20 protein-coding genes are annotated in these 24385 nt (G+C 38.5%); 8 read left to right on the plus strand and 12 right to left on the minus strand.

Annotated features, from left to right (window positions below; all coding sequences use genetic code 11):
* Positions 1-765 carry a flagellar motor protein PomA gene (gene pomA / locus B7C41_RS07870; protein ID WP_085298241.1) on the minus strand — a complete coding sequence of 255 codons (765 nt, stop codon included), beginning with the start codon at positions 763-765 and terminating at the stop codon, positions 1-3.
* A gap of 235 nt (positions 766-1000) precedes the next feature.
* On the opposite strand from pomA, the gene xseB reads away from it, so the two are divergent.
* From xseB to B7C41_RS07890, 4 genes are all read left to right on the plus strand, one after another.
* On the plus strand, positions 1001-1255 hold the full coding sequence (xseB, locus tag B7C41_RS07875; protein ID WP_085298242.1) for an exodeoxyribonuclease VII small subunit: 255 nt from the start codon (positions 1001-1003) through the stop codon (positions 1253-1255).
* The gene (gene ispA, locus B7C41_RS07880) at positions 1239-2138 is read left to right on the plus strand and encodes a (2E,6E)-farnesyl diphosphate synthase (protein WP_085298243.1); all 900 of its coding nucleotides are present in this window, start codon (positions 1239-1241) and stop codon (positions 2136-2138) included. The genes xseB and ispA overlap by 17 nt, the downstream gene beginning before the upstream one ends.
* A 22-nt stretch (positions 2139-2160) precedes the next feature.
* Complete coding sequence (gene dxs / locus B7C41_RS07885; RefSeq protein WP_085298244.1) at positions 2161-4044, plus strand: 1-deoxy-D-xylulose-5-phosphate synthase; 1884 nt, start codon at positions 2161-2163, stop codon at positions 4042-4044.
* 156 nt (positions 4045-4200) lie between these two features.
* Positions 4201-5736 carry an amidase gene (locus B7C41_RS07890; protein ID WP_085298245.1) on the plus strand — a complete coding sequence of 512 codons (1536 nt, stop codon included), beginning with the start codon at positions 4201-4203 and terminating at the stop codon, positions 5734-5736.
* Between the two features lie 246 nt (positions 5737-5982).
* On the opposite strand, the gene ribBA is transcribed toward B7C41_RS07890, so the two are convergent.
* From ribBA to B7C41_RS07945, 11 genes are all read right to left on the minus strand, one after another.
* A complete protein-coding gene (ribBA, locus tag B7C41_RS07895) occupies positions 5983-7092 on the minus strand; it encodes a bifunctional 3,4-dihydroxy-2-butanone-4-phosphate synthase/GTP cyclohydrolase II (RefSeq protein ID WP_085298690.1) in 1110 nt (369 codons plus the stop codon).
* A 10-nt stretch (positions 7093-7102) separates the two neighbouring features.
* Positions 7103-7762, minus strand: a complete 660-nt coding sequence (locus B7C41_RS07900; protein ID WP_085298246.1) for a riboflavin synthase — start codon at positions 7760-7762, stop codon at positions 7103-7105.
* Between the two features lie 70 nt (positions 7763-7832).
* Entirely contained in the window at positions 7833-8960 is a 1128-nt protein-coding gene (gene ribD / locus B7C41_RS07905) for a bifunctional diaminohydroxyphosphoribosylaminopyrimidine deaminase/5-amino-6-(5-phosphoribosylamino)uracil reductase RibD (RefSeq protein WP_211279501.1), read from the minus strand.
* A 36-nt stretch (positions 8961-8996) separates the two neighbouring features.
* Positions 8997-9452 (minus strand): transcriptional regulator NrdR, encoded by a 456-nt coding sequence (nrdR, locus tag B7C41_RS07910; protein WP_085298247.1) that lies wholly within the window; start codon positions 9450-9452, stop codon positions 8997-8999.
* A gap of 669 nt (positions 9453-10121) precedes the next feature.
* A complete protein-coding gene (gene glyA / locus B7C41_RS07915) occupies positions 10122-11378 on the minus strand; it encodes a serine hydroxymethyltransferase (protein WP_085298248.1) in 1257 nt (418 codons plus the stop codon).
* Between the two features lie 314 nt (positions 11379-11692).
* Entirely contained in the window at positions 11693-12358 is a 666-nt protein-coding gene (locus tag B7C41_RS07920) for a hypothetical protein (RefSeq protein ID WP_085298249.1), read from the minus strand.
* Positions 12355-12942, minus strand: a complete 588-nt coding sequence (locus B7C41_RS07925) for an RNA polymerase sigma factor (RefSeq protein ID WP_085298250.1) — start codon at positions 12940-12942, stop codon at positions 12355-12357. Before B7C41_RS07925 ends, B7C41_RS07920 begins: the two co-directional genes overlap by 4 nt.
* Before the next feature lie 23 nt (positions 12943-12965).
* A complete protein-coding gene (locus tag B7C41_RS07930; RefSeq protein WP_085298251.1) occupies positions 12966-14129 on the minus strand; it encodes an ABC transporter permease in 1164 nt (387 codons plus the stop codon).
* Positions 14126-14872 carry an ABC transporter ATP-binding protein gene (locus B7C41_RS07935; RefSeq protein ID WP_085298693.1) on the minus strand — a complete coding sequence of 249 codons (747 nt, stop codon included), beginning with the start codon at positions 14870-14872 and terminating at the stop codon, positions 14126-14128. Before B7C41_RS07935 ends, B7C41_RS07930 begins: the two co-directional genes overlap by 4 nt.
* A gap of 3 nt (positions 14873-14875) precedes the next feature.
* Complete coding sequence (locus B7C41_RS07940) at positions 14876-16381, minus strand: alpha/beta fold hydrolase (RefSeq protein ID WP_085298252.1); 1506 nt, start codon at positions 16379-16381, stop codon at positions 14876-14878.
* Between the two features lie 224 nt (positions 16382-16605).
* Positions 16606-19698, minus strand: a complete 3093-nt coding sequence (locus tag B7C41_RS07945; protein ID WP_085298253.1) for a TonB-dependent receptor — start codon at positions 19696-19698, stop codon at positions 16606-16608.
* 458 nt (positions 19699-20156) lie between these two features.
* On the opposite strand from B7C41_RS07945, the gene B7C41_RS07950 reads away from it, so the two are divergent.
* The 4 genes from B7C41_RS07950 (at position 20157) to trhA (ending at position 24382) form a co-directional block, all read left to right on the plus strand.
* The gene (locus B7C41_RS07950) at positions 20157-20375 is read left to right on the plus strand and encodes an EF-hand domain-containing protein (RefSeq protein ID WP_085298254.1); all 219 of its coding nucleotides are present in this window, start codon (positions 20157-20159) and stop codon (positions 20373-20375) included.
* 531 nt (positions 20376-20906) lie between these two features.
* Positions 20907-22433, plus strand: a complete 1527-nt coding sequence (locus B7C41_RS07955; RefSeq protein ID WP_085298255.1) for a methyl-accepting chemotaxis protein — start codon at positions 20907-20909, stop codon at positions 22431-22433.
* An 80-nt stretch (positions 22434-22513) separates the two neighbouring features.
* Positions 22514-23263, plus strand: coding sequence for a substrate-binding periplasmic protein (locus B7C41_RS07960; protein ID WP_085298256.1), 750 nt, complete (start codon positions 22514-22516; stop codon positions 23261-23263).
* Positions 23264-23746: 483 nt separating this feature from the next.
* Complete coding sequence (trhA, locus tag B7C41_RS07965; RefSeq protein ID WP_235839648.1) at positions 23747-24382, plus strand: PAQR family membrane homeostasis protein TrhA; 636 nt, start codon at positions 23747-23749, stop codon at positions 24380-24382.
* Positions 24383-24385: the final 3 nt, after the last annotated feature.

A 24385-nucleotide genomic window follows, 5' to 3' on the forward strand; every position in this document is an offset into this window, starting at 1 on the left:
CTACTCTTCAGTTGTATCAATAGCTCGCTTACCTTCAGCAAGATAATTTTTCAATAGGCCTTCAATTACACGTGGATTTTGTCCATCTTGAATACCTAACACGGCATCGAGTACCAGCTCTTGGTTCATTTTTTCTTCGGCCATACGTAGTTGCAACTTAGAAGCAATCGGAATTGCAATTACATTAGCCAAAAAGGCTCCATACAAGGTTGTTAATAGTGCAACAGCCATTGCAGGACCAATCGCTTTAGGGTCATCCATGTTGGATAACATGGCAACCAAACCAATCAAGGTACCTATCATCCCCATTGCTGGGGCAACATCAGCCAGTGCCATTAACATATTTGAACCAGTTTCATGGCGTTCAGTCGTCAAGTCGATATCTTTTTGCATTGTGGCTCGAACCACATCAGCATCGTGACCATCAACCAGCATATCTACACCCTTTTGCATGAAAGCATTTGATATTTCCGCTTCTTCAAGTGCGAGAAAGCCACCTTTACGAGCAGCATCGGCCATATCAACCGCTTTTTCAATTAACTCATCAGGCTTTTCCAATTTAAACATAAAGGATTTGCCGATAATTTTTCCTATGCCAAAAAACTGACCTAAGTTGTAATTGGACAGTACAATAAAAATGGAACCACCAAATACAATAATCACTGATTGAGCATCGATGAACATGCTAATATCACCAGCAAGTAACATCGCCATAATCAGTAAGCCTATTGCACCGACTATGCCTATTAACGTTGCTAAATCCACAAATGCCTCCAATAAATTTTTTTAGATATACTCGCTAAGTAAATAATACATGATGAATTGGTCTTAGGCGAATACTTATATTTCCTGCTATAACTGTATTATCGTCTATACTGTCAATAACTTAAGGAGCGATTAACAATATTTTACTCAAAAGCATTAATTCATCATTAATTGACCCCACGCCCGAGCTAAGGTAAGTTTGCGCTTAGAGTTCATATCAGGCTAATAAAAGTCCATGGCAAGAAAAAAAATAGAAAACTTAAGCTTCGAGGAATCTCTTAGTGAATTGGAAACTATCGTAAAAGATTTAGAACTAGGTGATCTTAACCTTGAAGAATCGATGAGTTTATTCGAACGAGGTCTGCACTTAAGTCAACATAACCAAGAAAAACTTCAGGGCGCTGAACAGCAAATTAATATTTTGTTAGAAAAGAACGGCAAAGCACAATTATCAAGCTTTATAACTGATGAGAATGACAGTCGTGACTAAACTGATAAATATCGATATTATTCAAGTACGTATTAATGATTACTTAACTGATAAGCTTAACAGTTTAGTCATTAATGATGAAAAACTACATGCCGCTATGCATTATGGTTTATTAATTGGCGGTAAACGTATGCGTCCGTATCTTGCTTACATTACTGGGGAAGCATTAAATGCCACACAACATGACATTGATGGTATTGCTGCAGCTTTAGAGTGTATTCACGCCTACTCATTATTACATGATGATTTACCCGCAATGGATGACGATGATCTACGGCGCGGACAACCGACTTGTCATAAAGCTTTTGATGAAGCGACCGCAATTCTTGCTGGTGATAGTTTGCAAACTTTAGCATTTGACATCATTGCTAATCATAAATTCTCAGAGAAAATTTCTCCTAAGCGCATTGAGCTATTACGCCACCTAGTTAAAGCCAGTGGTTACCAAGGCATGTGTGGCGGACAAGCATTAGATTTAGCCGCAACAGGTAAAGCTATTTCCCTTGAAGATTTAGAAACATTACATTCTTTAAAAACTGGCGCGTTATTAGAAGCATCGGTCATGATGGCAGCCGAATGTAGTACAGTTGCTACGGAAAAAGATAAAGAACAATTAGCACGCTATGCAAAATTAATCGGCCTTGCTTATCAAGTACGTGATGACATTATTGACATTACCTCAACCGAAGAAGAGCTTGGAAAACCATCTGGTTCAGACCTTGCTGCAGACAAAAGTACCTATCCAGCTTTACTCGGTTTATCAGGCGCACAGGAAAAAGCTGACAACTTATATCAACAAGCGCTTCAAGCTTTAGCCACTTTGCCCTACAATACACAGAATTTATCCGATTTTGCGACTTTCATTATCAATCGCAAACATTAATATTTAGATTAAATAGAATAATATGACTATAAACCTGACTGAATACCCTTTACTGGCCAACATCAATACTCCTGATGAATTACGTAAATTAAATCAAAACCAATTAACACAAACCAGTGAAGAATTAAGACGTTACTTATTAAATTCAGTAAGTAAAAGTAGTGGGCATTTTGCCTCAGGTTTAGGCACCATCGAATTAACAGTTGCCTTGCATTATGTTTATAACACACCATTTGATCATTTAATTTGGGATGTTGGCCATCAAGCTTACCCACATAAAATATTAACCGGCCGACGTGATCAATTGCATACTATTCGTCAAAAAGACGGTTTGCACCCATTTCCTTGGCGTGAAGAAAGTGAATACGACGTATTAAGTGTTGGTCATTCAAGTACTTCTATTTCTGCTGCCTTAGGTATGGCTGTCGCTGCTGAAAAAGAAGCAAAAAATCGTAAAGTTGTTGCCGTTATCGGTGATGGTGCTATGACCGCAGGTATGGCATTTGAAGCATTAAATCACGCCGGTGATATTAATAAAGACATGTTAGTTATTTTAAATGATAACGAAATGTCAATTTCTGAAAACGTTGGCGCGCTAAATAATCACCTTGCCAAAATGCTTTCAGGAAGTCTATATACTGGTCTTCGTGAAGGTAGTAAGCGCATACTTAAAAATATTCCACCGATTAAAGAATTGGCAAGTCGCGCAGAAGAACATTTAAAAGGTATGGTGGTACCAAGCACATTCTTTGAAGAATTAGGTTTCAACTATATTGGCCCAATTGATGGCCATGACGTTAATGGTTTAGTTGATACCATTTCAAATATGCGCAACCTGAAAGGTCCGCAATTACTGCATATTGCCACGACAAAAGGCAAAGGTTACCAGCAAGCCGAACAAGACCCAATAAAATACCATGCAGTGCCGAAATTTGATCACACGGAAACAACGTTACCGAAAAGCGCGCCAAGTTTACCAACCTACTCAGCTATTTTTGGTGATTGGTTATGCAAAACAGCCGAGCAAGACGCTAAGTTAGCCGCGATTACACCGGCCATGCGCGAAGGCTCAGGCATGGTAGAATTTAGTCAGCGCTTCCCAGAACAGTATTATGATGTTGCAATTGCAGAACAACATGCAGTAACGTTTGCTGCTGGGTTAGCCATTGGCGGTCGTAAACCTGTTGTCGCTATTTACTCGAGCTTTTTACAACGTGGTTACGATCAATTTATTCATGATGTTGCCATACAAAATTTGCCGGTATTATTTGCCATTGATCGTGCAGGTATTGTTGGCGCAGATGGCCCAACACATCAAGGCTCATTTGATTTAAGCTTTATGCGCTGTATTCCTAATATGACCATCATGGCACCTTCTGATGAACGCGAATGTCAATTGATGTTAAACACTGGCTATCAATTAAATGCACCTGCTGCTGTACGTTATCCTCGTGGCAGCGGCAATGGTGCAGAGCTACCAGCAATCACAGAAACCATTGACGTTGGTAAAGCTAAGCTCGTTCGTAAAATGACTGACTCAGTAGCAAAAAGTAACATAGCCATTCTAAACTTTGGTACTACATTAGCTGAGGCTAAATTAGCGGCTGACGCACTCAATGCAACGCTAGTTGATATGCGTTTTATTAAACCACTAGATCAATCGCTCATCAGCGAGCTTTGTGCTGAGCATGACTGTATTGTTACCGTTGAAGATAATGCTATCGCAGGCGGTGCTGGCTCAGGCGTTAATGAATATATTTTAAGCCAAGGCATAATGAAGAAAATCCTCAACATTGGCTTACCAGATAACTTTATTAAACACGGAACACAGGCTGAAATACACCAAGAACTTGGTTTAGATAGTCAAGGCATTATTAATAAGATCGCATCATTTATTCAGAGTTAGTAAACAAACCTTTTAAACAGCCGATAACTTAGTTGTCGGCATTATTTAACCAAGCCCCTTAAAAATAGACGTATTGTCTTTCATCTCACCATCATTGGACAAACAGCTTTTTATAACGTTATATTTCATGTACAAGAAATAATAAAAGTAATCGACATGAATATAAATATCAAAACATTGGCAGTAACGCTGCTAAGCTCATGCTTATTTTTCTCAGCAAAAGCAATGAATATCAGTGAATTAACAATAATCGACATTCACAAAAAAATGACTGATAAAGAATTGACGAGTGAAGGTATTGTTAACTTCTACCTCAAAAGAATTAAACAATTTGACGACAATGGCCCTAAACTCAATGCCGTCGTTCAACTTAACCCTAATGCACTTAAACGAGCAAAAGAGCTTGATAATATTTTCCGTAAAAGAGGAAAGCTGGGGCCATTGCACGGTATTCCTGTATTGCTAAAAGATAACATAGATACTGTTGACGGTATGGCTAATACTGCTGGTTCTCACGCATTAAAAAATAATTACCCAGAAAACGATGCATTTTTAGTTCAACAACTGAAAAGCGCTGGGGCTATCATTCTCGGTAAAACAAACTTAAGTGAATGGGCAAATTTCCGCTCAACAGCATCATCAAGTGGCTGGAGTGGCCTTTGGGGACAAACTAACAATCCATATGACACAACAGCTAGTCCTTGTGGCTCAAGTTCGGGCTCAGGTGTAGCAGTTGCCGCCAATTTCGCTACGATTGCCATAGGAACAGAAACTGATGGTTCTGTTACATGCCCTTCCGCAATGAACGGTATTGTGGGCATCAAGCCGACATTAGGCACCATCAGTCGTGATGGCATTATTCCGATTGCACACAGCCAAGATACTGCAGGACCAATGGCAAAATCAGTTACGGACGCCGTTATTCTTCTATCTTCATTAACTAAGTTTGATAGTAATGACCATGCCGCAATTCAATCAGCGACTAACTACATAAGCCACTTAAAGCTTGACGGTCTCAAAGGTAAACGCATAGGTGTCGCACGAAACTTAACTGGGTACCATGCACAACTTGATTTAGTATTTGAACAAGCAATTATCGATTTGAAAGCACAAGGTGCAATTATTGTTGAATCAACAAATTTTGATAAGAGTGACAAATGGGGAGAAGCAGAATTCGAAGTCCTATTATTCGAGTTTAAGCACGATCTAAACAAATATCTTGCAGACTCAAATAATCAAACGCCAAAATCACTCAAGGAACTAATAGCATTTAATTTAGAACATGCAGATAAAGAAATGCCTTTCTTTAAACAAGAAATATTTGATATGGCGCAAGCGAAAGGCGAACTTACAAGCAAGGATTATCTCGCGTCATTGAAATTGGCTAAAAAACTGACACAAGATGACGGTATTGACGCACTAGTTGACAAATATAAGCTTGATCTTATTATCGCGCCTACTACAGGCCCTGCTTGGAAAACTGATTGGGTCAATGGCGATCATTACTTAGGAGCAGCGTCTTCTGCAGCAGCAATATCAGGCTATCCTCATATCACTGTACCCATGGGGTATGTTCATGGTTTACCGGTTGGCTTATCTATGTTCTCAGGTAAGTTACAAGAAGGAAAGTTAATAGAAGCAGCTTATAGCTACGAACAATCAACATTGCACAGACAAGCCCCTAAATTATAGCGATATATACCTGTTGCCATATAAACTTGCGTATATTTACTTTCTTTTGTGGCCTCTATTACGTTGTCTTCTATGATAAAAAGCGATTTGAGTGACTTCAAATCGCTTTTTTAATGTCTAGGATTCTAGGGTGTACGGTATGTCACCATCACTTGGTCGTTGATAGTCATCTTTGGCTTCTCGACATTAAGACTTCCATATCTGTCGATATGAAAAAATGACTATATTTAAAGCATCAATAACTGATTATTCAGCGATATATTCCACAACTTCCAAACCAAAACCTGACAACGAGTGATATTTAGTTTGTGAGCTTAATAAACGCATTTTGCTAACACCAAGATTCGACAAAATTTGTGAGCCAACACCAACATTACGTGAACCAACGTGGCGCTTCACTTCGTTAACCACTTCACCGGCATCAGATTTTGCATATCTTTCAACCTGAGCAATAAGCTCAGCAGTTGATTCATGCTTACCTAATAACACTAATACCCCGCCTTCTTTACCGATTTTTTCCAAGGCATTCGCCATTGGCCATTTAGCAACACTTTCACGTTGGCTAAACAATAAGTCTCTGAAGGTATTTTCTAGGTGTACACGCACTAATGTTGGTTCGTCAGCGTTAATTTCGCCTTTGGTCAAGGCAAAGTGTGCTTGGCCATCAATGGTGTCTTTAAATACGGTTAAATCAAATTCACCAAATGCTGTCGGTAGCTTACATTGTGAAACACGTTCAATGGTGGTTTCATTAGCGTTACGGTATTCAATTAAGTCAGCAATAGTGCCCATTTTCAAACCATGCTTTTCGGCAATAATTTCTAAATCAGGGCGACGCGCCATGGTGCCATCTTCATTTAAAATTTCTACGATAACTGCTGCTGGTTCAAGACCTGCTAAACGCGCTAAATCGGTACCGGCTTCAGTATGTCCTGCACGGTTTAATACCCCGCCATCTTTAGCAATTAACGGGAAAATATGACCAGGTTGTACAATGCTTAAATGATTGGCATCTTTAGCTACTGCGGCTAAAACCGTTGTTGCACGATCACCCGCTGAAATACCAGTAGTTACACCATATGCCGCTTCAATTGACACTGTGAAGTTAGTACTAAATTGCGCATCATTTTTTTCTACCATCAAAGGTAGTTTAAGCTCTTGACACTTTTCTACCGTCATCGGCATACAAATCAAACCACGACCATGTGTTGCCATAAAGTTGATCGCCTCAGGCGTCACTTTTTCAGCGGCCATAATGAAGTCACCTTCATTTTCGCGATCTTCATCATCCATTAAGATGACCATTTTACCTTGAGCTATATCGTCTATAATCTCTTGTGGCGTGTGTAAATTCATGACAACCTCTTTATTTAATAAAACCACTGCGCGCTAATAGCGCATGCGTAACACCTGACGGCTCTTGTTCATTAGCCGTGTGCTTGGTAAGTAATCTTTCTATGTAGCGAGCAATTAAATCAACTTCTAAATTAACTTTAGTACCCACTTGGTATTTACTGATAATTGTTTGCTGTGTGGTATGCGGAACAATCGTCAAACGAAACTGTTCGGCCGTTAAACTGTTAACAGTCAAACTAGTACCATCGATGGTAATTGAACCTTTTTCCGCAATATACGCGGCTAATTCTGCCGGCATGGTTAGCCAATAATCAATGCTATTACCTTTATGCTCAATGCGAGTTATTTCACTCACCGCATCAACATGGCCAGAGACCATATGGCCACCAAAGCGAGTGGTGGGCAACATGGCTTTTTCAAGGTTTACACTATCACCTGTTTGATAATGTGCTAAACCAGTACGCGTTAACGTTTCACTGGAAACATCGGCACTAAAGCTTGAATTATCAACAGCAACAACGGTCAAGCAAATGCCGTTAGTGGCAATTGAATCGCCCAATTTAACATCTGATAAATCTAATATGCCAGTATCAATAATGACACGAGCACCATCACCTGAAGTATTAATCGCTCTTAAAGCACCTACGGCTTCTATAATTCCTGTAAACATGATCTGTCTCGTTAACTTATGCTGTTAATAACACTTTAAAATTACGTGTATAACATAGTGCTACTGATACTTAACGACAAAACTTAGCCGTTAACCTAATGTCTTTTCCGATCAATCGTAGGTCGGTAATATCTAACGCTTTAGCGTCTGCTAGCTTCACAACTGAGGGCATATTGGCTAAGCCTTTGCCATCATTACCCATCAACTTAGCGGCTTGATATAACACTAATTCATCAACTAAACCTTGTTCAATGAAAGCACCGCTAAGTTGAGCACCCGATTCAATTAACACATCATTGAGCCCTTGTTTAGCAAGATAGGTTAATAACTCGGTTAAATCGATATGGTCGCTGTCAGCCGCTTTTTGAATTTGTACTTGTTCTACAAAGTGAGGCCAAACTTGGCTATTTTCAATGGTGTGTCGAATTATTAATATTTTACTTGGCTGTTGGAATAGCTTTAGCTCAGGCGTTAAGCGGTTTTTACCATCAATGATGATACGGATAGGTTGCCTAACATCCTCTTCTGCATAGTTGTTTTTTAATTCGCCAAGCGAATCCCAGCGTACATTCATTTTTGCATTATCAAAAATAACCGAATCTGCACCGCAAATTACCCCACAACTTTGGGCTCGTAATCGTTGCACGTCAGTACGCGCCTCACTGCCGGTTATCCATTGGCTTTCGCCGCTGGCCATGGCGGTTTTTCCATCTAAACTTGCGGCAAGTTTACAGCGCACATAAGGCTTTTTAGTGGTCATTAAATGAATAAAACCAGGGTTCAATGCGCTAGCATCTTGCTCCAACAAACCAAACTGCGTGGTGATACCTGCGGCCTCTAACATGGCTAAACCACGACCAGAAACTCTAGGGTCAGGGTCAACCATCGCGGCAATAACATGACTAACTTTTGCCTTAATCAATGCTTCGGCGCAAGGTGGAGTTAAACCGTAATGACTACAAGGCTCTAGTGTGACGTATGCGGTAGCGCCTTTTGCTGCAACGCCAGCTTGTTTAAGTGCATAAACTTCAGCGTGCCCTTGCCCTGCTTTTTTGTGAAAACCCTCGCCTATAACTTCGCCATTTTTCACCAATACACAGCCCACTCTCGGGTTGGGCGAGGTGGTAAAATGTCCACGCTTAGCCAAACTAATCGCACGTTGCATAAATTGGTGGTCTGGTAGTGAAAAACTTGTCATGGTGGTACTCAAAAGTTAAATTGTAATAACAGCTAGTTACTCATCATCGCCTAAACGGGCAATTTCTTCACCAAATTCTCTAATATCTTCAAACGAACGATAAACAGAGGCAAACCGAATATAAGCAACTTTATCTAAGCTTTTTAGCTGTTCCATGATAATTGTACCTAATAGTTCACTAGATACTTCGCGCTCGCCAGTTGCCCGTAGCTTAGATTTAAGCTTATTAATAGATAATTCCATTTCTTCCGTGCTAACAGGCCTTTTTTCTAGAGCTCGCACTAGGCCATTGCGCATTTTATCTTCATTAAACGGTTCACGAGAGCCATCTCGTTTAATAATACGCGGCATAACAAGCTCAGCGCTTTCAAAGGTTGTATACCGTTCATGGCATGCTAAACATTCACGGCGTCTGCGTACCTGGTGACCATCAGAAACCAAGCGAGAGTCAATAACTTTAGTCTCGGTAGCAGAACAAAAAGGACAATGCATTGATTCATTCCATAGTTGAAAAGTCGGGAGAAATTTCTGCGGGTATTTTAATAGAAATAAAACCATTAAGCGAAAAATCTTCGGTTTATTATTGAAATAACCTCTTTACCTATGGGTTAATAAGCCTGAGCTCGGAATAGAAATAATAAAAAACACAATAATGTCAAAGCATTACCGAACTTCAATCTACAGCAGTGGTATTTATGTCTAGTTCAAGGCATTTAAGTGTGTCAAGTAACGCGTTGTTGGCAACTTGAACAACGTAGAAATACACTTTAATAGCACTGCTATAGCATTTTTCTTATCCTGAGCTCAGATTAATAAGCCTTTACGGTAGATTTTACCAAATCGCCTTTGGCTATATTCCTGGCAAAAGTATCAAAGGTAAGCCTTAAGTCTTTACTTAAAACAAAAAGCAAACGCATATCGACGTGCATGTTCTTATATGGGGGTAAGTTATTAGTGTGATACACGGAGAAATTACCGAGTGCACTAATGTCTTTAAAGGAAAAATGTCAGAGAAAGCCCTGTATATATACGCTCCTGCGCATCCATACACTCGCACTACACCCTACATTCTGTATATAAAAATGGCCACAATAGTGGCCATTTTTAAGAGACTTTTCAATGTAACAAGGCAATAATTGCTTTGTTCATCAATAAGTAGAATTACTTATAAACAGGGAAACGTGCACAAAGCTCTTTAATACTAGTTTGTACCTTAGCAATAGTATCTTCATTTGAGATGTCATCTAAAACATCACAAACAAGCCCAGTGATAAGTTTAGTTTCTTCAAGACCAAAGCCACGACGTGTGATAGCCGGCGTACCTAAACGTAAACCAGAAGTAACAAATGGAGAGCGTGGGTCATTTGGTACAGAGTTTTTGTTTACTGTAATGTGTGCACGGCCTAATGCCGCATCAGCATCTTTACCTGTAATATCTTTATCGATAAGGTCTAAAAGCAATAAATGATTTTCTGTGCCATTAGATACAACTTTATAGCCACGTTCTTGTAACACCGCAACCATAGCTTTAGCATTTGCTAAGACATTTTGTTGGTATGTTTTAAACTCAGGCGATAATGCTTCTTTAAAGGCTACCGCTTTTGCAGCAATGATGTGCATTAATGGGCCACCTTGGCCACCAGGAAAAACTGCGCTATTTAATTTTTTATAAATAGCTTCATCATCACAACCTGAAATAATTAAACCGCCACGAGGACCAGCTAAAGTTTTATGAGTTGTAGTTGTTACAACATGCGCATGTGGTACAGGGTTAGGGTATAAACCTGCAGCAATTAAACCAGCAACGTGTGCCATATCAACGAAGAAATATGCACCAATTTTATCAGCTATTTCACGCATACGAGCCCAATCGACAATACCAGAGAAAGCAGAGAATCCACCGATAATCATTTCTGGTTTATGTTCAAGCGCTAAACGCTCTAATTCAACATAGTCGATATCGCCAGTTTCCGGGTGTAAGCCATATTGAATTGCTTCATAAGATTTACCTGAAAAGTTCACGTGTGAACCGTGCGTTAAATGGCCACCATGAGCTAAGCTCATACCTAAAACTTTACCGCCAGGAGAAACTAATGCTTGGAAAACAGCAGCATTTGCTTGTGAACCAGCATGTGGTTGAACGTTTGCATAAGTTGCGCCAAATAACTCTTTTGCACGATCAATTGCTAGCTGCTCAGCAACATCAACATACTCACAACCACCGTAGTAACGCTTACCAGGATAACCTTCAGCGTATTTATTGGTTAACTGTGAGCCTTGAGCTTCGAGTACACGTGGGCTACAGTAGTTTTCAGAAGCGATAAGTTCAATATGTTCTTCTTGACGAACAACTTCATTACTCATTGCTTGGTAAAGTTCTGGATCGAAATCTGCAATATTCATATCACGTGTAAACATGTTATTTCCTCAAATAGTCTGCCAGTGGCAATAAAGTGCTTTCTGTTATCTTAACATTAGCAAGGTCAAAAATAATTGCGGCATATTTTGCCTGAACTTGTATGGGTTGTATATGATAAAACAACGCTCTCTTAGCTCATTTAACAATCAAATATAATTTGAGGTTCGCGATAAAAGCTTTTAACGAAACCATCAAACTGTAATTGAAACTAATATACTGGCTTAAAAGCGCAAAAACAACAAATTTAAAACAACAAAAAAGTAAAATATAGAAATTAAATTCGATATATGGCGTGATATGTTGATTTTTATAGTTATTTCATCAACAAAAGCTGTTTATATTCTTTTTTACGTTTTTTATGAAGAAGGTCCACCACAAGGTACACGACGAGTATAAAACCATTTATCATTATATACGGCATCCAAGCTGCTTTATCACTAGATTTTCCCATGGCATAAATATACCAATTCATTAACGGCAAAAGTGGTAACAGAGAAATTTTCGAGAACAACAGATATTTTATCGCTGATTCGCTGCCTGCAATAGCATTATCGATTGCCTTTTCAGGGCTATCACATAAATGTGACCAAGTAGCTACGCGGATTTTAGTTTCAAAGTAAACAAAAATGCAGGCAGCTAAACCTCCTAAACCAGCATAAATATTAGTCGGCTCCCCCCATTGACCATCGTAAACACCGTAAAAGAAAAATAATAGTATTGCCAACGCGAAAGTTATATCTAACACAAAAACAAGTTTTGCTTGCCGAGTTCTCTTACGTGTACGCTTTACTAAAGCACTAATATTTGTTTTCGGCGTTGGTTGTGCTTGCCAATCTTGAGTTAGCTCAGCCCAGGCATCATCAGATGTTTCAGCACCCAGTTCATTTTTTCGAACAAATACTGTTTCTGTAGAAACATCCTCACTTTTAGGTTGCTCACTTTCAAGTGCAATATTTATTTTATCTTTGTCTTCGTTCATCTCGCCTCCAACAACTGCATTAGCGCCATTTTTGCGCGTTGTAACCTTACACCAACTAAATTCGTGGTTATTGCTAATACATCAGCTATTTCCTGATAACTCATACCTTCAAGCGCCAAAGTTATCACTTGCTGTTGCTCAAGTTTTAATTGGCGAATGGCTTGGACAAGCTTTTTTTGCCGTTGATTTTGATCTAATAATTGATAAGGTGTGGGTTGCGCGCATTGCTGCTCATCATGAGCTATTGATGTATCAAAATTGCGTTCTATTTTTATCGTCTTAACGGCTTTAGCTACATGAGTGGCCAAAACATTATGAGCGATACGAGCAATAAAGGTTTTAACAGAAGCATCAGCACGAAAACTTGGTAGTGCACGCCAAATATTTAATGCTATTTCTTGAAAAAGCTCCTCTTGAATAGCCGCCTTTGCTTCGAAGCCATTGATAATATGGCGTAGTAACTTCTCATGCTCAGAAATCCACTGAGTAAATGTTTGTTGATTGTTCAATGAATAACCCAGATGTAGCTCAACCGCTTGAAAACAGTCTTGTTTTGTTTGGTCTAATTCTACTGAGTTATTCATTTTATTCAATTCAAAAATTTACTTTAACTCAGTGACATAACCACTTTTTCAGAAGTTAATTTTTTTGCTAAGGTTAATACAAAAGCTGCAGTTACTGTAAGGGTCGCAACACTCGTAAACAATAAAGCACTCCAATCAACAGGCAAGCCTTTGAAAACGTCTTCCATTAGCATTGACTGACCTGATATGGGCATCCAACTTACCCAAGCGGGCTTATCATCCATCATCATTAACGCAAAAGGGATCATACTTGGCGCCATAATCAGCATAGTTACCGTCGATTGTGCTTCTTTAAAACTTTTCGCCTGAAAAGAAAAAAACAGTTGCAGTGAAGCTGCAAGAAAGCAAATAGGGATTAACAATAATAATAACGTCGTGAAAGTTGTCGCATCAATACTAAAAGTTGCGCCGATTTTAGTAAGATCAACAAAGTTCATCGCTACAGACGTTAAGATTAACATCAAAATAATCGAAATAACTGCAATAGAACTCGCACAACTTAACTTTGCCAAGACTATTTTTAAGGTGCTAACCGGCTGACATAACAACATTTCTAATACATTACGTTCACGTTCACCAGCACTTGAATCTATGGCAATTGAAAGACCTGACATAAATGCGGCCATCATCAAATAAACGCCTAAGATCAGCGATATCATTACCGCATTACTGCTAGGTAAGGAAGTATCCTGTTCAAGCAATTTAATCGGTTGTAATAATTTGACATCAACACCACGTACTAATAACCTTTTATAACCAATAGTCAATGAGTGCTCCCTAATCACATCTTTAATACGACGAAGAGGAGTTGCTAGCGATTTTTCGTTATAGTCAGCACGCATGACTAATTCAACAGGCATGCCATTTGCCATGTCCTCATTGAAACTATCAGGAATGGTTAATTCAATATTACGTTCATTCCAATTGCGCTCTTCATCTTCAGGTACATCAGCAAAAGATAGAATGTTCTTATCTTTTAACGCTTTAATTAATTTAGGCGCATGCTGTTCGCCAGTGTATTTCACATAGACTGCAGGATTATCTACCGCTTCTTTAATTGCGACCTTTAACATCACCACGATCATAATAGGCATCAATAATGCCATACTCATCGCCACCATTAGTGCACGTTTGTCACGAAAAGCTTCTTTAAACTCTTTTACCATTAAGGCTTTCAATTGCATCATGCCGCTACTCCTTCATCTGAGCCAATTAATTTCACAAATGCATCTTCAAGTAACTTCTCTCCCGCTAAATCACATAACTCCTGTGGTGTACCTTGCGCTGCAAGTTTACCACCAGAAACAATAATCACGCGATCACATAACGCAGCAACTTCTTGCATAACGTGAGAAGAGAATAAAATACAATGACCTTTTTCTTTAAATTTAGCTAAATGGTTACGTAAAATTCGCGTACTCATCACATCTAAGCCACGTGTAGGCTCATCAAGCACAAAGTTTTTTGGTTGGTGAACCAAGGCTTGAGCCAAAGTTACCTTCATTCGTTGACCTTGTGAAAAACCAGCGGTTCTGCGATGCGCTAACTCGCCCATTTCTAGATCTTTAAAGATTTGCTCAATAGCTGCATGTTTATTTGCGCCTTGCATACCGTGAATACTTGCGAAATAGTCAACTTGCTCATAGGCCGTTAATCGTTCATACAAGCCGAATTTATCAGGGAAAATACCTAAGCGTTTTCGCGCTTCAAGTGGCTTTTCAGTAACTTTAATACCATCAATGGTGGCAAAGCCTTCGTCTGCCTTAAGTAAGCCATACAATGTACGTAAACAAGTCGTTTTTCCTGCGCCATTAGGGCCTAAAACACCAGTTATTTCTCCGTCTTTGGCAGTAAAAGACAAACCATCTAACGCTTTAACGGTATTCTTTTTGCTAACAAAGCTTTTGTGTAAGTTATTAACTTCAATCATCATTTATTCCTTTATTTGAGTTGATGATGCTTTAACGACTGCTGGCATTGAACTGCCATTTAAACCTGTCATAAATGTTCCATCAGGAATTTCTTCTAGACACGACTCATCAAGTCCGTTTGGTGTTTGTTTTTCTAAAAATTCGTTAACAATATTGATGCCACAAGGAGTTGAAGCAACAATGTGAGCATTGTTTTTAGAAATAATATGATGGCTGTTTGGTAAGTTTTTATCTGACTTTTCGCCATTACTGGCGGGTGTGACAGGATCAAGCTCACCTGATAATATTAAAGTGGGAATATCGGCTGTAACCGTTTGATAAAAATCATTACTTGGCTGATATGTCGGCCAAGCGGCACACACTTTACCAATCATCTCTAAACTCATACCTTTAGCAAAATTATTATCTGCATCTTCAGCTTTCATGCTGGCTGAAATTTTAGGGTAATCTTCGTTACAAACAATATTAAAGTGCAAAGCGATGTAAATACCCATACCGCCCTCACCTTGTGCAATAAGTCCGGCTAGTGGTTTAAAGTCACCTAAGTAAGCTTGATGTATCAACAGCGGCACTAAACTGCGCGTTTGCGTTGAATACAGCTGCATTTGAATGGTAGAAAGGAATTTATCATTGCTGATGGTTAATTCTGTATTTGTCCCCAGTCTCGGGTGAGATATTTCAACGGTAATCGGTGCTTGAGATAACTTTGCACTAATTTCTGTAAATTCTTTAGCCAACTCAGGATATTGCCTTGCACAGCTCTCGTCATTTTGACAATTATCGATGAGTTTAGTAAACGACTGCGCTGCACTTTGGCCAAATATGCCAATAGGCACTTCGATAGGACCAACACTGTCAAGTACGACACTTTTTATTGATTCTGGAAACATACGCATATAAACAAGGCCTGCACGAGTACCATACGAACCGCCATAAATATGAACTTGTTGATGACCAAGTGCATTTCGCACAGCATCAAAATCTCGAATTGCATTCTCTGAATTATATTGGCTTAACTCACCGTTAAGTTTTGATAAACATTGCTCGATATCGGTAACCGAAAAGTCTTCTGGAACACTGGTGTAAGGGTCAATTTCTAATGACTCATCACATTGCAAAGGATGTGACTTACCCGTTCCTCGTTGATCAATAAGGATCAAGTCACGCGTTTTTCTGATCTCGCCAAAACCTTGATAAATTTGTCCGGCTAATTCAGCCGCCGCCTGACCAGGACCGCCAGCTAAAAACATTAACGGCAACTTTTCCTGACTACTGTCTATTGCGGGTAAAACCACAAAGTTAATATCAATTTTCACGCCATTTGACTGAGTATAATTTTCTGGCGTTGCTAAAGTACCGCACTGCACTTGTTGCCTGATACCTTTTACATGACAACTTTCCAAACTGAGTTGTTGATTTTCAGTACTCTGCGCAATCGCAGTACTAGTCATACTGGTTGCTGAGATAAGTAAACTCGCAGTGAAAACACTTTTCCAATTTAATTTCATTTTAGCCTTCCTTTTAAAACGTCCCATACATAGTCTTAGCATTTGCAACTTTATTACATGTTTTTATAATTTTTTATAAATAAAACAGTAACCATTGATTAATAAGAAAAATAAATAACTTTATTAATACAAACAAAAGGAAATTGCGGAGAGTTAAGATAAAAAAAGCCGCTAGGGAGAGTTAGCGGCTTTGACTTCAGTAGATTGTATTATGTGCTTAGTTTTTAAAAGTCATAACGCATAGATAAGCGGACAGAGCGAGGTGCCTGCCATCCTGTTGGCGTATTCCACAAAGCATCATCATTAGCTGTGATTGCATCATCATCACCTAAATCTTGAACCGATGCAGTTTCACCAATTTGCCTAACACTTGTCACATCATCCCAGCCAAGTGGGTTTACAACTTGTAAGCTAAATAAAGCTTGGCCATCAAACACTTCGGTCATGTAATTTAAACCTAAACTCAGAGTTTGAGTACTGCCTAAACGACCAGCAGTGCCACGAGCTACAACTTTTTCGTCTTTACGGAAATATTCTGCGCCCCAACCAGGTAAATCTTCATGGTAACCAAAATGGTTAATCGGTGCCCCTGAAAACAAACTATAATTAAATGAAGCAACAAGATCTTCAGTTAGCTGATATGTGCCCCAAACTTTAAAATTATGAGGACGATCATTAGGTAAACGGCCATAACCATTTTCAACAATTTGCGGTTCATCAAATGAACGTGTCCAGCCAGGATCGCGTTGTTCATTATCAGAGCGTACTAAGCCCTCTGTATTCCCCTCAGAGCGGCTCCACGTATAAGAACCAGCAATATGAAGTTCTTCAGTTACATCACCATCAAAGCTCAGCGTAATCGCTTTATATTTACGTTTTGCTTTAGGATAGCCCAAGTACGAAGCGTCTATTGTTTCTTTAGTTAACGTACCATCGCCATTAAAGTCTTCCCAGATTGTTAAGTCTGCACCTGGGTTAATAAACCTTGCTGAACCACCATTCCAAACTTGTCCAGCAACACTTTCAAAGCCAGAACAGTCTTTATTTTGATCGGCACACCATTGTAAAACACCCCAACCATTTTCTCCGGCAAAACCATCCACTTGTGAATCTTCAATAGATACTTTTAGATCGCGATACGTTGCAGTAACACCTAAGACCCAATTATCATCGACAACGATTTCATAACCTAAGTTGTAACCGTCCAAATACATAGGGTCGAGATCCGCATCTGCAAAAATAGCACCATCGCGAACTTCACCGTTACCTACAACTTGGTAACCTTCTACTGGGCCCGTTACTAAAGCACCAGTATTTTCGTCAAAACTATCAACTCGACTGAATGAGTGAACATCTGTTTCAGGAGAAACAAAACGCTCACTTACTCGTGCTGCTACCGGTTGGTAATAGCGCCCGTAGTTAAAGAAAATTTTCTGAGAACCATCACCGGTTATGTCATAATTTAGCTGTAAACGCGGAGCAAGTTGATTATCAATATCAATCCACTTCTCGCCATTACTCGTGGTATTTGAAAAGGCTTCATTACGTACACCAATAGTTGCCACTAACTGGTCGGTTATTTGCCAAGTATCCTGAATGTAATAGGCTGAGAATTCGCCATCAAAATCAGCATCTTTATCAAACTGTCGAGAATAGTAATATTCACCAACAGGCATAGTAAAGTTGCCATCGACACATGAATTACCACCAGTACACCAGCGTGTGCGCTCAGTGGCGGCATTATATACTCGAGAGCGTGAAAATTCTTGTCCTGCTGGACCGTGGCCACGGCCGGTAGTTTTTGAATTAGTGTCATCTTGTTCATAGCCAAACGACAATGTGTGATTTTCAGTAATGTCCCACTCAAAATCAAAACGTAAGCTATCACGAGTATCTTCGTTATAATTACTATAAGTTCCGACCGTATTAGTCACTAATTTTGTGCCACCTCGTCTGTCTTCAACCCAAAATTGATCAGGTGTACCACGACGTTGATCATTAGTCGTTTCCATGCGTCCCCAGCTAGCAGAAACAGAGAAATCATCAGTAATGTAACCGTTATAGCTAAAAATATAGACTTTATTATCGGTTTCTATTTTACGGTCAAGGTCGGCAATACTAGCTGCTTTTAAATCACCTTTACCTGCTGTAGGAGACCAGAAATAATCATGATCTATAGAGTCACGTTGATTATCCATATAAACAAAGTTTACCGCATGGTCATCAAATACTTGCCAATCAAGGTTTACAAATAAGTTATCTTTTTCTACTTCTCGTTCAGTGAACTCTGTAGTACCTGTACCAGCATCAGCCCACTCACTTTGATTATTCGATGGCGCATATAAAACATAGAAAAATGCTTTATCTTCTATTAATGCACCACTTGCCCAAAGTGAAAGCTCTTTTTTATCAACTTTCGTTTCAGAGTTGCGATAATGGTTTGTCCAATCAGTCCCATCAGCCTTAACATAGTTAAAGTCTGGTTTAGTGCCGCCCAAGCTACCTGGCTGCCAATCAAGTTTACCGCCAAACGAAAATTCATTCGAACCCGTTTTGGCAACCATATTAGTAACACCGCCGACCGTACGCCCATATTGAGCAGGAATACCGCCATTAATAACATTTATTTGATCTATGGCTTCCCAAGAAAAGTCAGAAATAATGGCGTTATACCGAATATCTGTAATATTAAAACCATTTAAGTAATAACCATTTTCAGCAACAGAGCCACCAGCTGAGCTAACTAAACGCCCATCAGAGCCATCAATACCATCAAATATACCGCTTGCCCCCATGCTATTACCTGGAGCTAAAACCGCAACAGATGAAAGATCTTCACCAATTGGTAATAAAGCTAATTCAGAAGCATTAAAAACTACACCTTGTTGTGAGCTTTCTAAATCAATTTTTGCTACCGCACTACCTTTAATCTCAATAACTTCAACTGAGTCATCACTCAAAGAGATATCTCCAAGATCAGATGTTTGCCCAATAGTTATAGATAACCCTTTTACTTCAGCTGTTTGGTAGCCATCTTTGGAAATAGTTACGGTATATTTACCAACGGGCAAACTTTTTAAAGTGAACTCACCAACGGAGTTGGTTGTTACCTTACGAGTGATTCCTTTACCTTCATGTTTTAAAACAACAGAAACATTAGAAAGATCGACACCTGATGAAACAATTGTTCCTCGTGCTTGACCATGAACATCACTTGCAGCTAATACTGCTGGCGATGTCAACATAATAGCGGCGCTTACTGCAATTGCAGTAAGCGATTTACATGGTTTAAAAGCCTTATTTTTTATTTTCGACATTTGTTAATCCCTTCTGGTGCATTGAAATGCACTCATAGTTATTTGTTATTAATTCCATAACACTCAAATATATTGTATACAATATATTTGAGTTGAATATAATATAGCCAACAGCGTTGTTCAAGAAATATTTATTTAACAGTTATAACAAATAAAAATAAGTAATTTATTCAAATAGATAGAAAAATAAGTACGATATATGCACAACCATAATTGTACAAAAAATAAAAGCTAGGTCGTTTTACTCTTGTAAAATTGAATATTGTGATCTATTCCTGACTTTTTAAGTAACTTACCTTTATCTATGACTAAGTAACCTTACGATCACTATTGATAAAAAATTGCCTAATGCAGCAAAAACAAGCAAATACGTGAAATAACATAATTAATCATTCACATATTGCTAAAATAACGATAAAGTCAGTAGTAGATATATTTCGCCAAAAAGAGGATAACTGATGGAATTAAATCAGTGGGTTGATGAACTATTTGAAGTGTTTGATGAAGATAAAGATGGCGTAATCAATAGAAGTGAATTTGTAGAGTTGATCGAATGCTTGCTTCAAGATAAGGGTATACGCATGTGTGAAACTATTTTTAATCGTTTCGATAAGAATCATGATAACTCTATTTCAAAAGATGAATTGCGTGAGATGGTTATTGACCTAGCTTTATAGGAATCTACATCACCTAATGCCAGCTTGAACCTCTAGTATCAAGTACATTACCAGTAAATTTTACAAGTAGTATAGACAAGTACGTTTTTATATTTCGTTTTTTGCTTGTGACTTTTCATTAATTAATTGAATATTAGACCTACTTTATTGAACTGTTGCTCACTGAAGTAGGTAGAGTCTAATTATTATTTCTTACTAAGATAATATAAAACATCCTCTTTAAACCTCACTCTTTATAAAGAGCTCCCCTCAAGATCTAAACTATAAAACTGTCCACATTCACCATTAGCACTGGTTACAAAACTAGCACAGTCAATTGAACTTATAGCAGCCTGCAATTCCCCACAAAAGGAATAATAGAAGTGATAGCATACTTTTATTAAAAATCAAAAAACAATTGTGAAAACTTGATTCAGGACATTTACTCTGTCGATAAGCGCCAAAAGAGCAAACTATTCGACAACAGAGGTACGTTCCCCAAAAAAACAAGCTATATTAAAAAACATATAAAAATAATATCACGGTGGTTCAATGTTTAATGGTATAAGAGTCAGGTTTACTTGGACAGTAGTTGCCATTGTAACTTTGTTGCTAAGTGTTTTTGGTTGGTATAACTACATACAAACAGCAAAATCCCTCCAAGCTAGTATTAAAGAACAAGCTAATCAAACCCTACAACGTTTAAGTGTCAGCTTACCCGCCCCTGTTTGGAACTATGATACTGCCATCGTCATTAAAAATATAGAATCCGAATTAGGTTCAAACATTATCAGCCAAATTATGCTTAAAAATGGCGAAGAAATTTTAGCGCTGCGCAGTAAGAAAACGGATGGACGTATTTCTGATAACACAAAAGATGCTATATCAGCCAGTTACACAATCTCTGCCGACCTTTTTTATATCGAAGAGGATGAAAAAAATCCAGTTGGGCAATTATTAATCGGCATTGATAGCCGCTCTATGGAGAAAGCTCTTGCAGCTTCACTACGTAATCAAATAGCGCAAATATTAATGATAGCTATTGTTATTGTTACCCTAATCTGGTTTCTATTACGTGGTTTGGTGCTATCACCATTATTAGCAATCACTCTAGCAGTCAAAGATATTGCTGAAGGTGAGGGAGACCTTACTCAAAGGTTAGATGTGCGCCGGAATGATGAAATTAGTAAACTGGCTGAGCAAGTTAATCGGTTCATGGAAAAATTAGCAGGTATTATTAGCAAAGTTAATGATACCTCTCAGCATCTGATTGATAGCACAAATCAAAGCCAAATATTTATCGGAAATATGCACGAAGAGCTACAAAGCCAGCAAGCAGAGATTGATCTAATAACAGGAGCAAGTAATCACCTTTCTGAGCATACAAATCAAGTTAACAGTGGTACTAGTGAAGCAGCCGAATACACAGAAGAAATAACAAAAATAGCTGATAAGGGCCAATTCACAGTCAATCAAGCAATAAAAGTTATTCATGGACTGTTAGAAGAAATTGACACCATATCCAACGTAGTAAAAAAATTAGAGCAAGAAGTCAGTAATATTGGTGCCGTTTCAGAAGTGATTCAGGCCATAGCGGAACAAACCAACTTATTAGCACTTAACGCCGCAATCGAAGCAGCAAGAGCAGGGGAAAGTGGCCGAGGGTTTGCCGTAGTAGCTGATGAAGTTCGCTCTCTTGCCCAACGCACGCAACACTCAACAACTGAAATCGACAGTATGATTGAGCAACTACAAACTTCCTCCAGCAAAGTTGTAGAGATTATGGCTCGTAGTCACGAATACACATCCCAAAGTGTTGAAGAAATTCAATGCGTAGGGGAAACCATTGAGGAAATAGTAGTATCCATTGGTAACATTTCTGACATGAACAGCCAAATAGCACAAACCTCTGAAGAGCAGAGTGAGGTCATCGGGAAACTAAATAATAATGTGCTAACTATGTCAGATGCATCTTTAAAAAGTGTTCAACTAGCAGGAAAAACATCTGACATTAGCAATGAATCACTACGATATGTTGAGGAATTAAAACAACTCATGGAAAAGTTTAAGGTTCATTAAGTCGACCCAATATTTTAAAAAAATAAGACCTAAAAACTAATAGCTATATTTGATACTTAGCAAACAACAGGAGAATAAATGTGAAGACACTAAAAACAGTTTATCGCACACTAATAATCGGGTTATTTGTAACAATAGCGATACCCGCAAGCGCACAAAGTTTAAAATTAGTTACTGAAAATTATCCTCCATTCAATATGAGTAAGTCAGGTAAAGCTAGTGAAAAAAAGCGCAGCGAAATTATTGGTATTGCCACCGACACTGTCGATGCTATGTTTAAAAAAGCAGGTATAGATTACACGTTAGCACTAGGTAACTGGAAGCGTCATTATGATATGGCACTGAAAAAACCAGGCTACGGCGTATTTTCAACAACGAGAACTGATGAACGAGATCCATTGTTCAAATGGGTTGGGCCCTTAGTTGAAAATAATTGGGTATTGTTTTCAATGAAGGGTAAAGAAATTAAAATAACTTCATTAGAAGATGCTAAAAAATATAAAATTGGTGCCTATACCGGCGATGCATTCACTAATTTCCTCATCGAACAAGGCTTTAAATTGCATCTTACTCGTAATGATGCAATGAATGCTAAAAAGCTGCAAGGTGGTCGTATTGATCTTTGGGCATCAGGCCACCTTCTAGGGCCTTACAATGCAAAAAAAGAAAATGTTTCTGGCCTTAAATCCGTATTCGTAGTCAAAGAAACGGTCATGTCTCTGGCGTTAAACAAAGCAGTTTCCGATGACGTAGTAGAAAAATTAAACAATGCATTAAAAGCATTAAAAACTGATGGCACCATCAAAGCTATTGAAACAAATTATCGTTAAAATGGTATAACATATAGTTGGTGGTGAGCAAGGCAAAACCTCATCATCACACTCATTGAAAGTGTTGATTTTATTTATTTTTTATAACAACCTACTATTCTTTAAGTAAAGTACTACATACTGCCCACCACTATCACTTTACATAAACAAAAAGGTGCGTAACAAAATAGCAGGAAAATTTTACTCTGGAGTTCATTCAAGTATGACCTATTCTACGTGGTTTACATTTTACAGCCTCACTTTTTTTTGGTGAGAATACAATTAAATTCAAGCTTGAAATAACAAGTATGTCTTCTTTCATTTCACGAGCATTAAGCTATATTTCAATAGTCTAAAACAAAAAAAACACCTTATAGAGTAGTCGTTACAAGAAAGTCACGGCTATTCATCAAACTATAGTAAACAGTATAGATTCGGCACATAGCTTTTGTTACTATACATTTAAGCGTACACTTGTACGCTTAAATTACTAGGAGGTTAAACGTGCAAACACAAGCCTACGATTTATCTGAAGAAATCGCTAGCGCCATAAGCCATGGCCTAGCCACTTTACTTAGTGTTGCCGGTTTAACACTTTTAGTCACCCTTGCTTGGCTACAGAGTGATACGCTGAAAGTTATCAGCTTTGCCGTTTATGGCACTAGCTTAACCCTACTATTTAGCGCTTCAACACTTTACCATGCACTACTTAATGAAAAAGCTAAAAAGATCTTCAAACTACTCGATCATTGCGCAATTTATTTATTAATTGCTGGCACCTATACACCACTGATGGCAATTACATTAGCGGATGATATTGGTATGTTGATGCTAGCAATCATTTGGGGAATTGCTCTTCTAGGCGTTATATTCAAAATAAAGTTCGGCAATAAGTATAAAAAATTGTCGCTAGCAACGTACTTAGGTATGGGCTTTATTTCGCTAACGATAATAAACAAGCTCGATGCTCAACTAAATATAGGTGGATTAGTATTACTCGCTTCAGGCGGTCTAATCTACGCATTAGGTACAATTTTTTATGTTCAAAAAAGTAAAAAGTATAGCCATGCAATATGGCACATTTTTGTTTTAGTCGCAGCAATTTGCCACTTCTTCATGATGCTATTTTATGTTTTATAATAT

Origin of the sequence: Cognaticolwellia mytili (genome assembly GCF_002104475.1) — a bacterium.
GTDB lineage: Bacteria > Pseudomonadota > Gammaproteobacteria > Enterobacterales > Alteromonadaceae > Cognaticolwellia > Cognaticolwellia mytili.

Excerpts from the sequence above, each read along its gene's own strand:
- xseB (WP_085298242.1), top strand. The coding sequence starts at position 1,001 with ATGGCAAGAAAAAAAATAGAAAACTTAAGCTTCGAGGAATCTCTTAGT.
- ispA (WP_085298243.1), top strand. The coding sequence starts at position 1,239 with ATGACAGTCGTGACTAAACTGATAAATATCGATATTATTCAAGTACGT.
- dxs (WP_085298244.1), top strand. The coding sequence starts at position 2,161 with ATGACTATAAACCTGACTGAATACCCTTTACTGGCCAACATCAATACT.
- B7C41_RS07890 (WP_085298245.1), top strand. The coding sequence starts at position 4,201 with ATGAATATAAATATCAAAACATTGGCAGTAACGCTGCTAAGCTCATGC.
- ribBA (WP_085298690.1), bottom strand. The coding sequence starts at position 7,092 with ATGAATTTACACACGCCACAAGAGATTATAGACGATATAGCTCAAGGT.
- B7C41_RS07900 (WP_085298246.1), bottom strand. The coding sequence starts at position 7,762 with ATGTTTACAGGAATTATAGAAGCCGTAGGTGCTTTAAGAGCGATTAAT.
- ribD (WP_211279501.1), bottom strand. The coding sequence starts at position 8,960 with ATGACAAGTTTTTCACTACCAGACCACCAATTTATGCAACGTGCGATT.
- nrdR (WP_085298247.1), bottom strand. The coding sequence starts at position 9,452 with ATGCATTGTCCTTTTTGTTCTGCTACCGAGACTAAAGTTATTGACTCT.
- glyA (WP_085298248.1), bottom strand. The coding sequence starts at position 11,378 with ATGTTTACACGTGATATGAATATTGCAGATTTCGATCCAGAACTTTAC.
- B7C41_RS07920 (WP_085298249.1), bottom strand. The coding sequence starts at position 12,358 with ATGAACGAAGACAAAGATAAAATAAATATTGCACTTGAAAGTGAGCAA.
- B7C41_RS07925 (WP_085298250.1), bottom strand. The coding sequence starts at position 12,942 with ATGAATAACTCAGTAGAATTAGACCAAACAAAACAAGACTGTTTTCAA.
- B7C41_RS07930 (WP_085298251.1), bottom strand. The coding sequence starts at position 14,129 with ATGATGCAATTGAAAGCCTTAATGGTAAAAGAGTTTAAAGAAGCTTTT.
- B7C41_RS07935 (WP_085298693.1), bottom strand. The coding sequence starts at position 14,872 with ATGATTGAAGTTAATAACTTACACAAAAGCTTTGTTAGCAAAAAGAAT.
- B7C41_RS07940 (WP_085298252.1), bottom strand. The coding sequence starts at position 16,381 with ATGAAATTAAATTGGAAAAGTGTTTTCACTGCGAGTTTACTTATCTCA.
- B7C41_RS07945 (WP_085298253.1), bottom strand. The coding sequence starts at position 19,698 with ATGTCGAAAATAAAAAATAAGGCTTTTAAACCATGTAAATCGCTTACT.
- B7C41_RS07950 (WP_085298254.1), top strand. The coding sequence starts at position 20,157 with ATGGAATTAAATCAGTGGGTTGATGAACTATTTGAAGTGTTTGATGAA.
- B7C41_RS07955 (WP_085298255.1), top strand. The coding sequence starts at position 20,907 with ATGTTTAATGGTATAAGAGTCAGGTTTACTTGGACAGTAGTTGCCATT.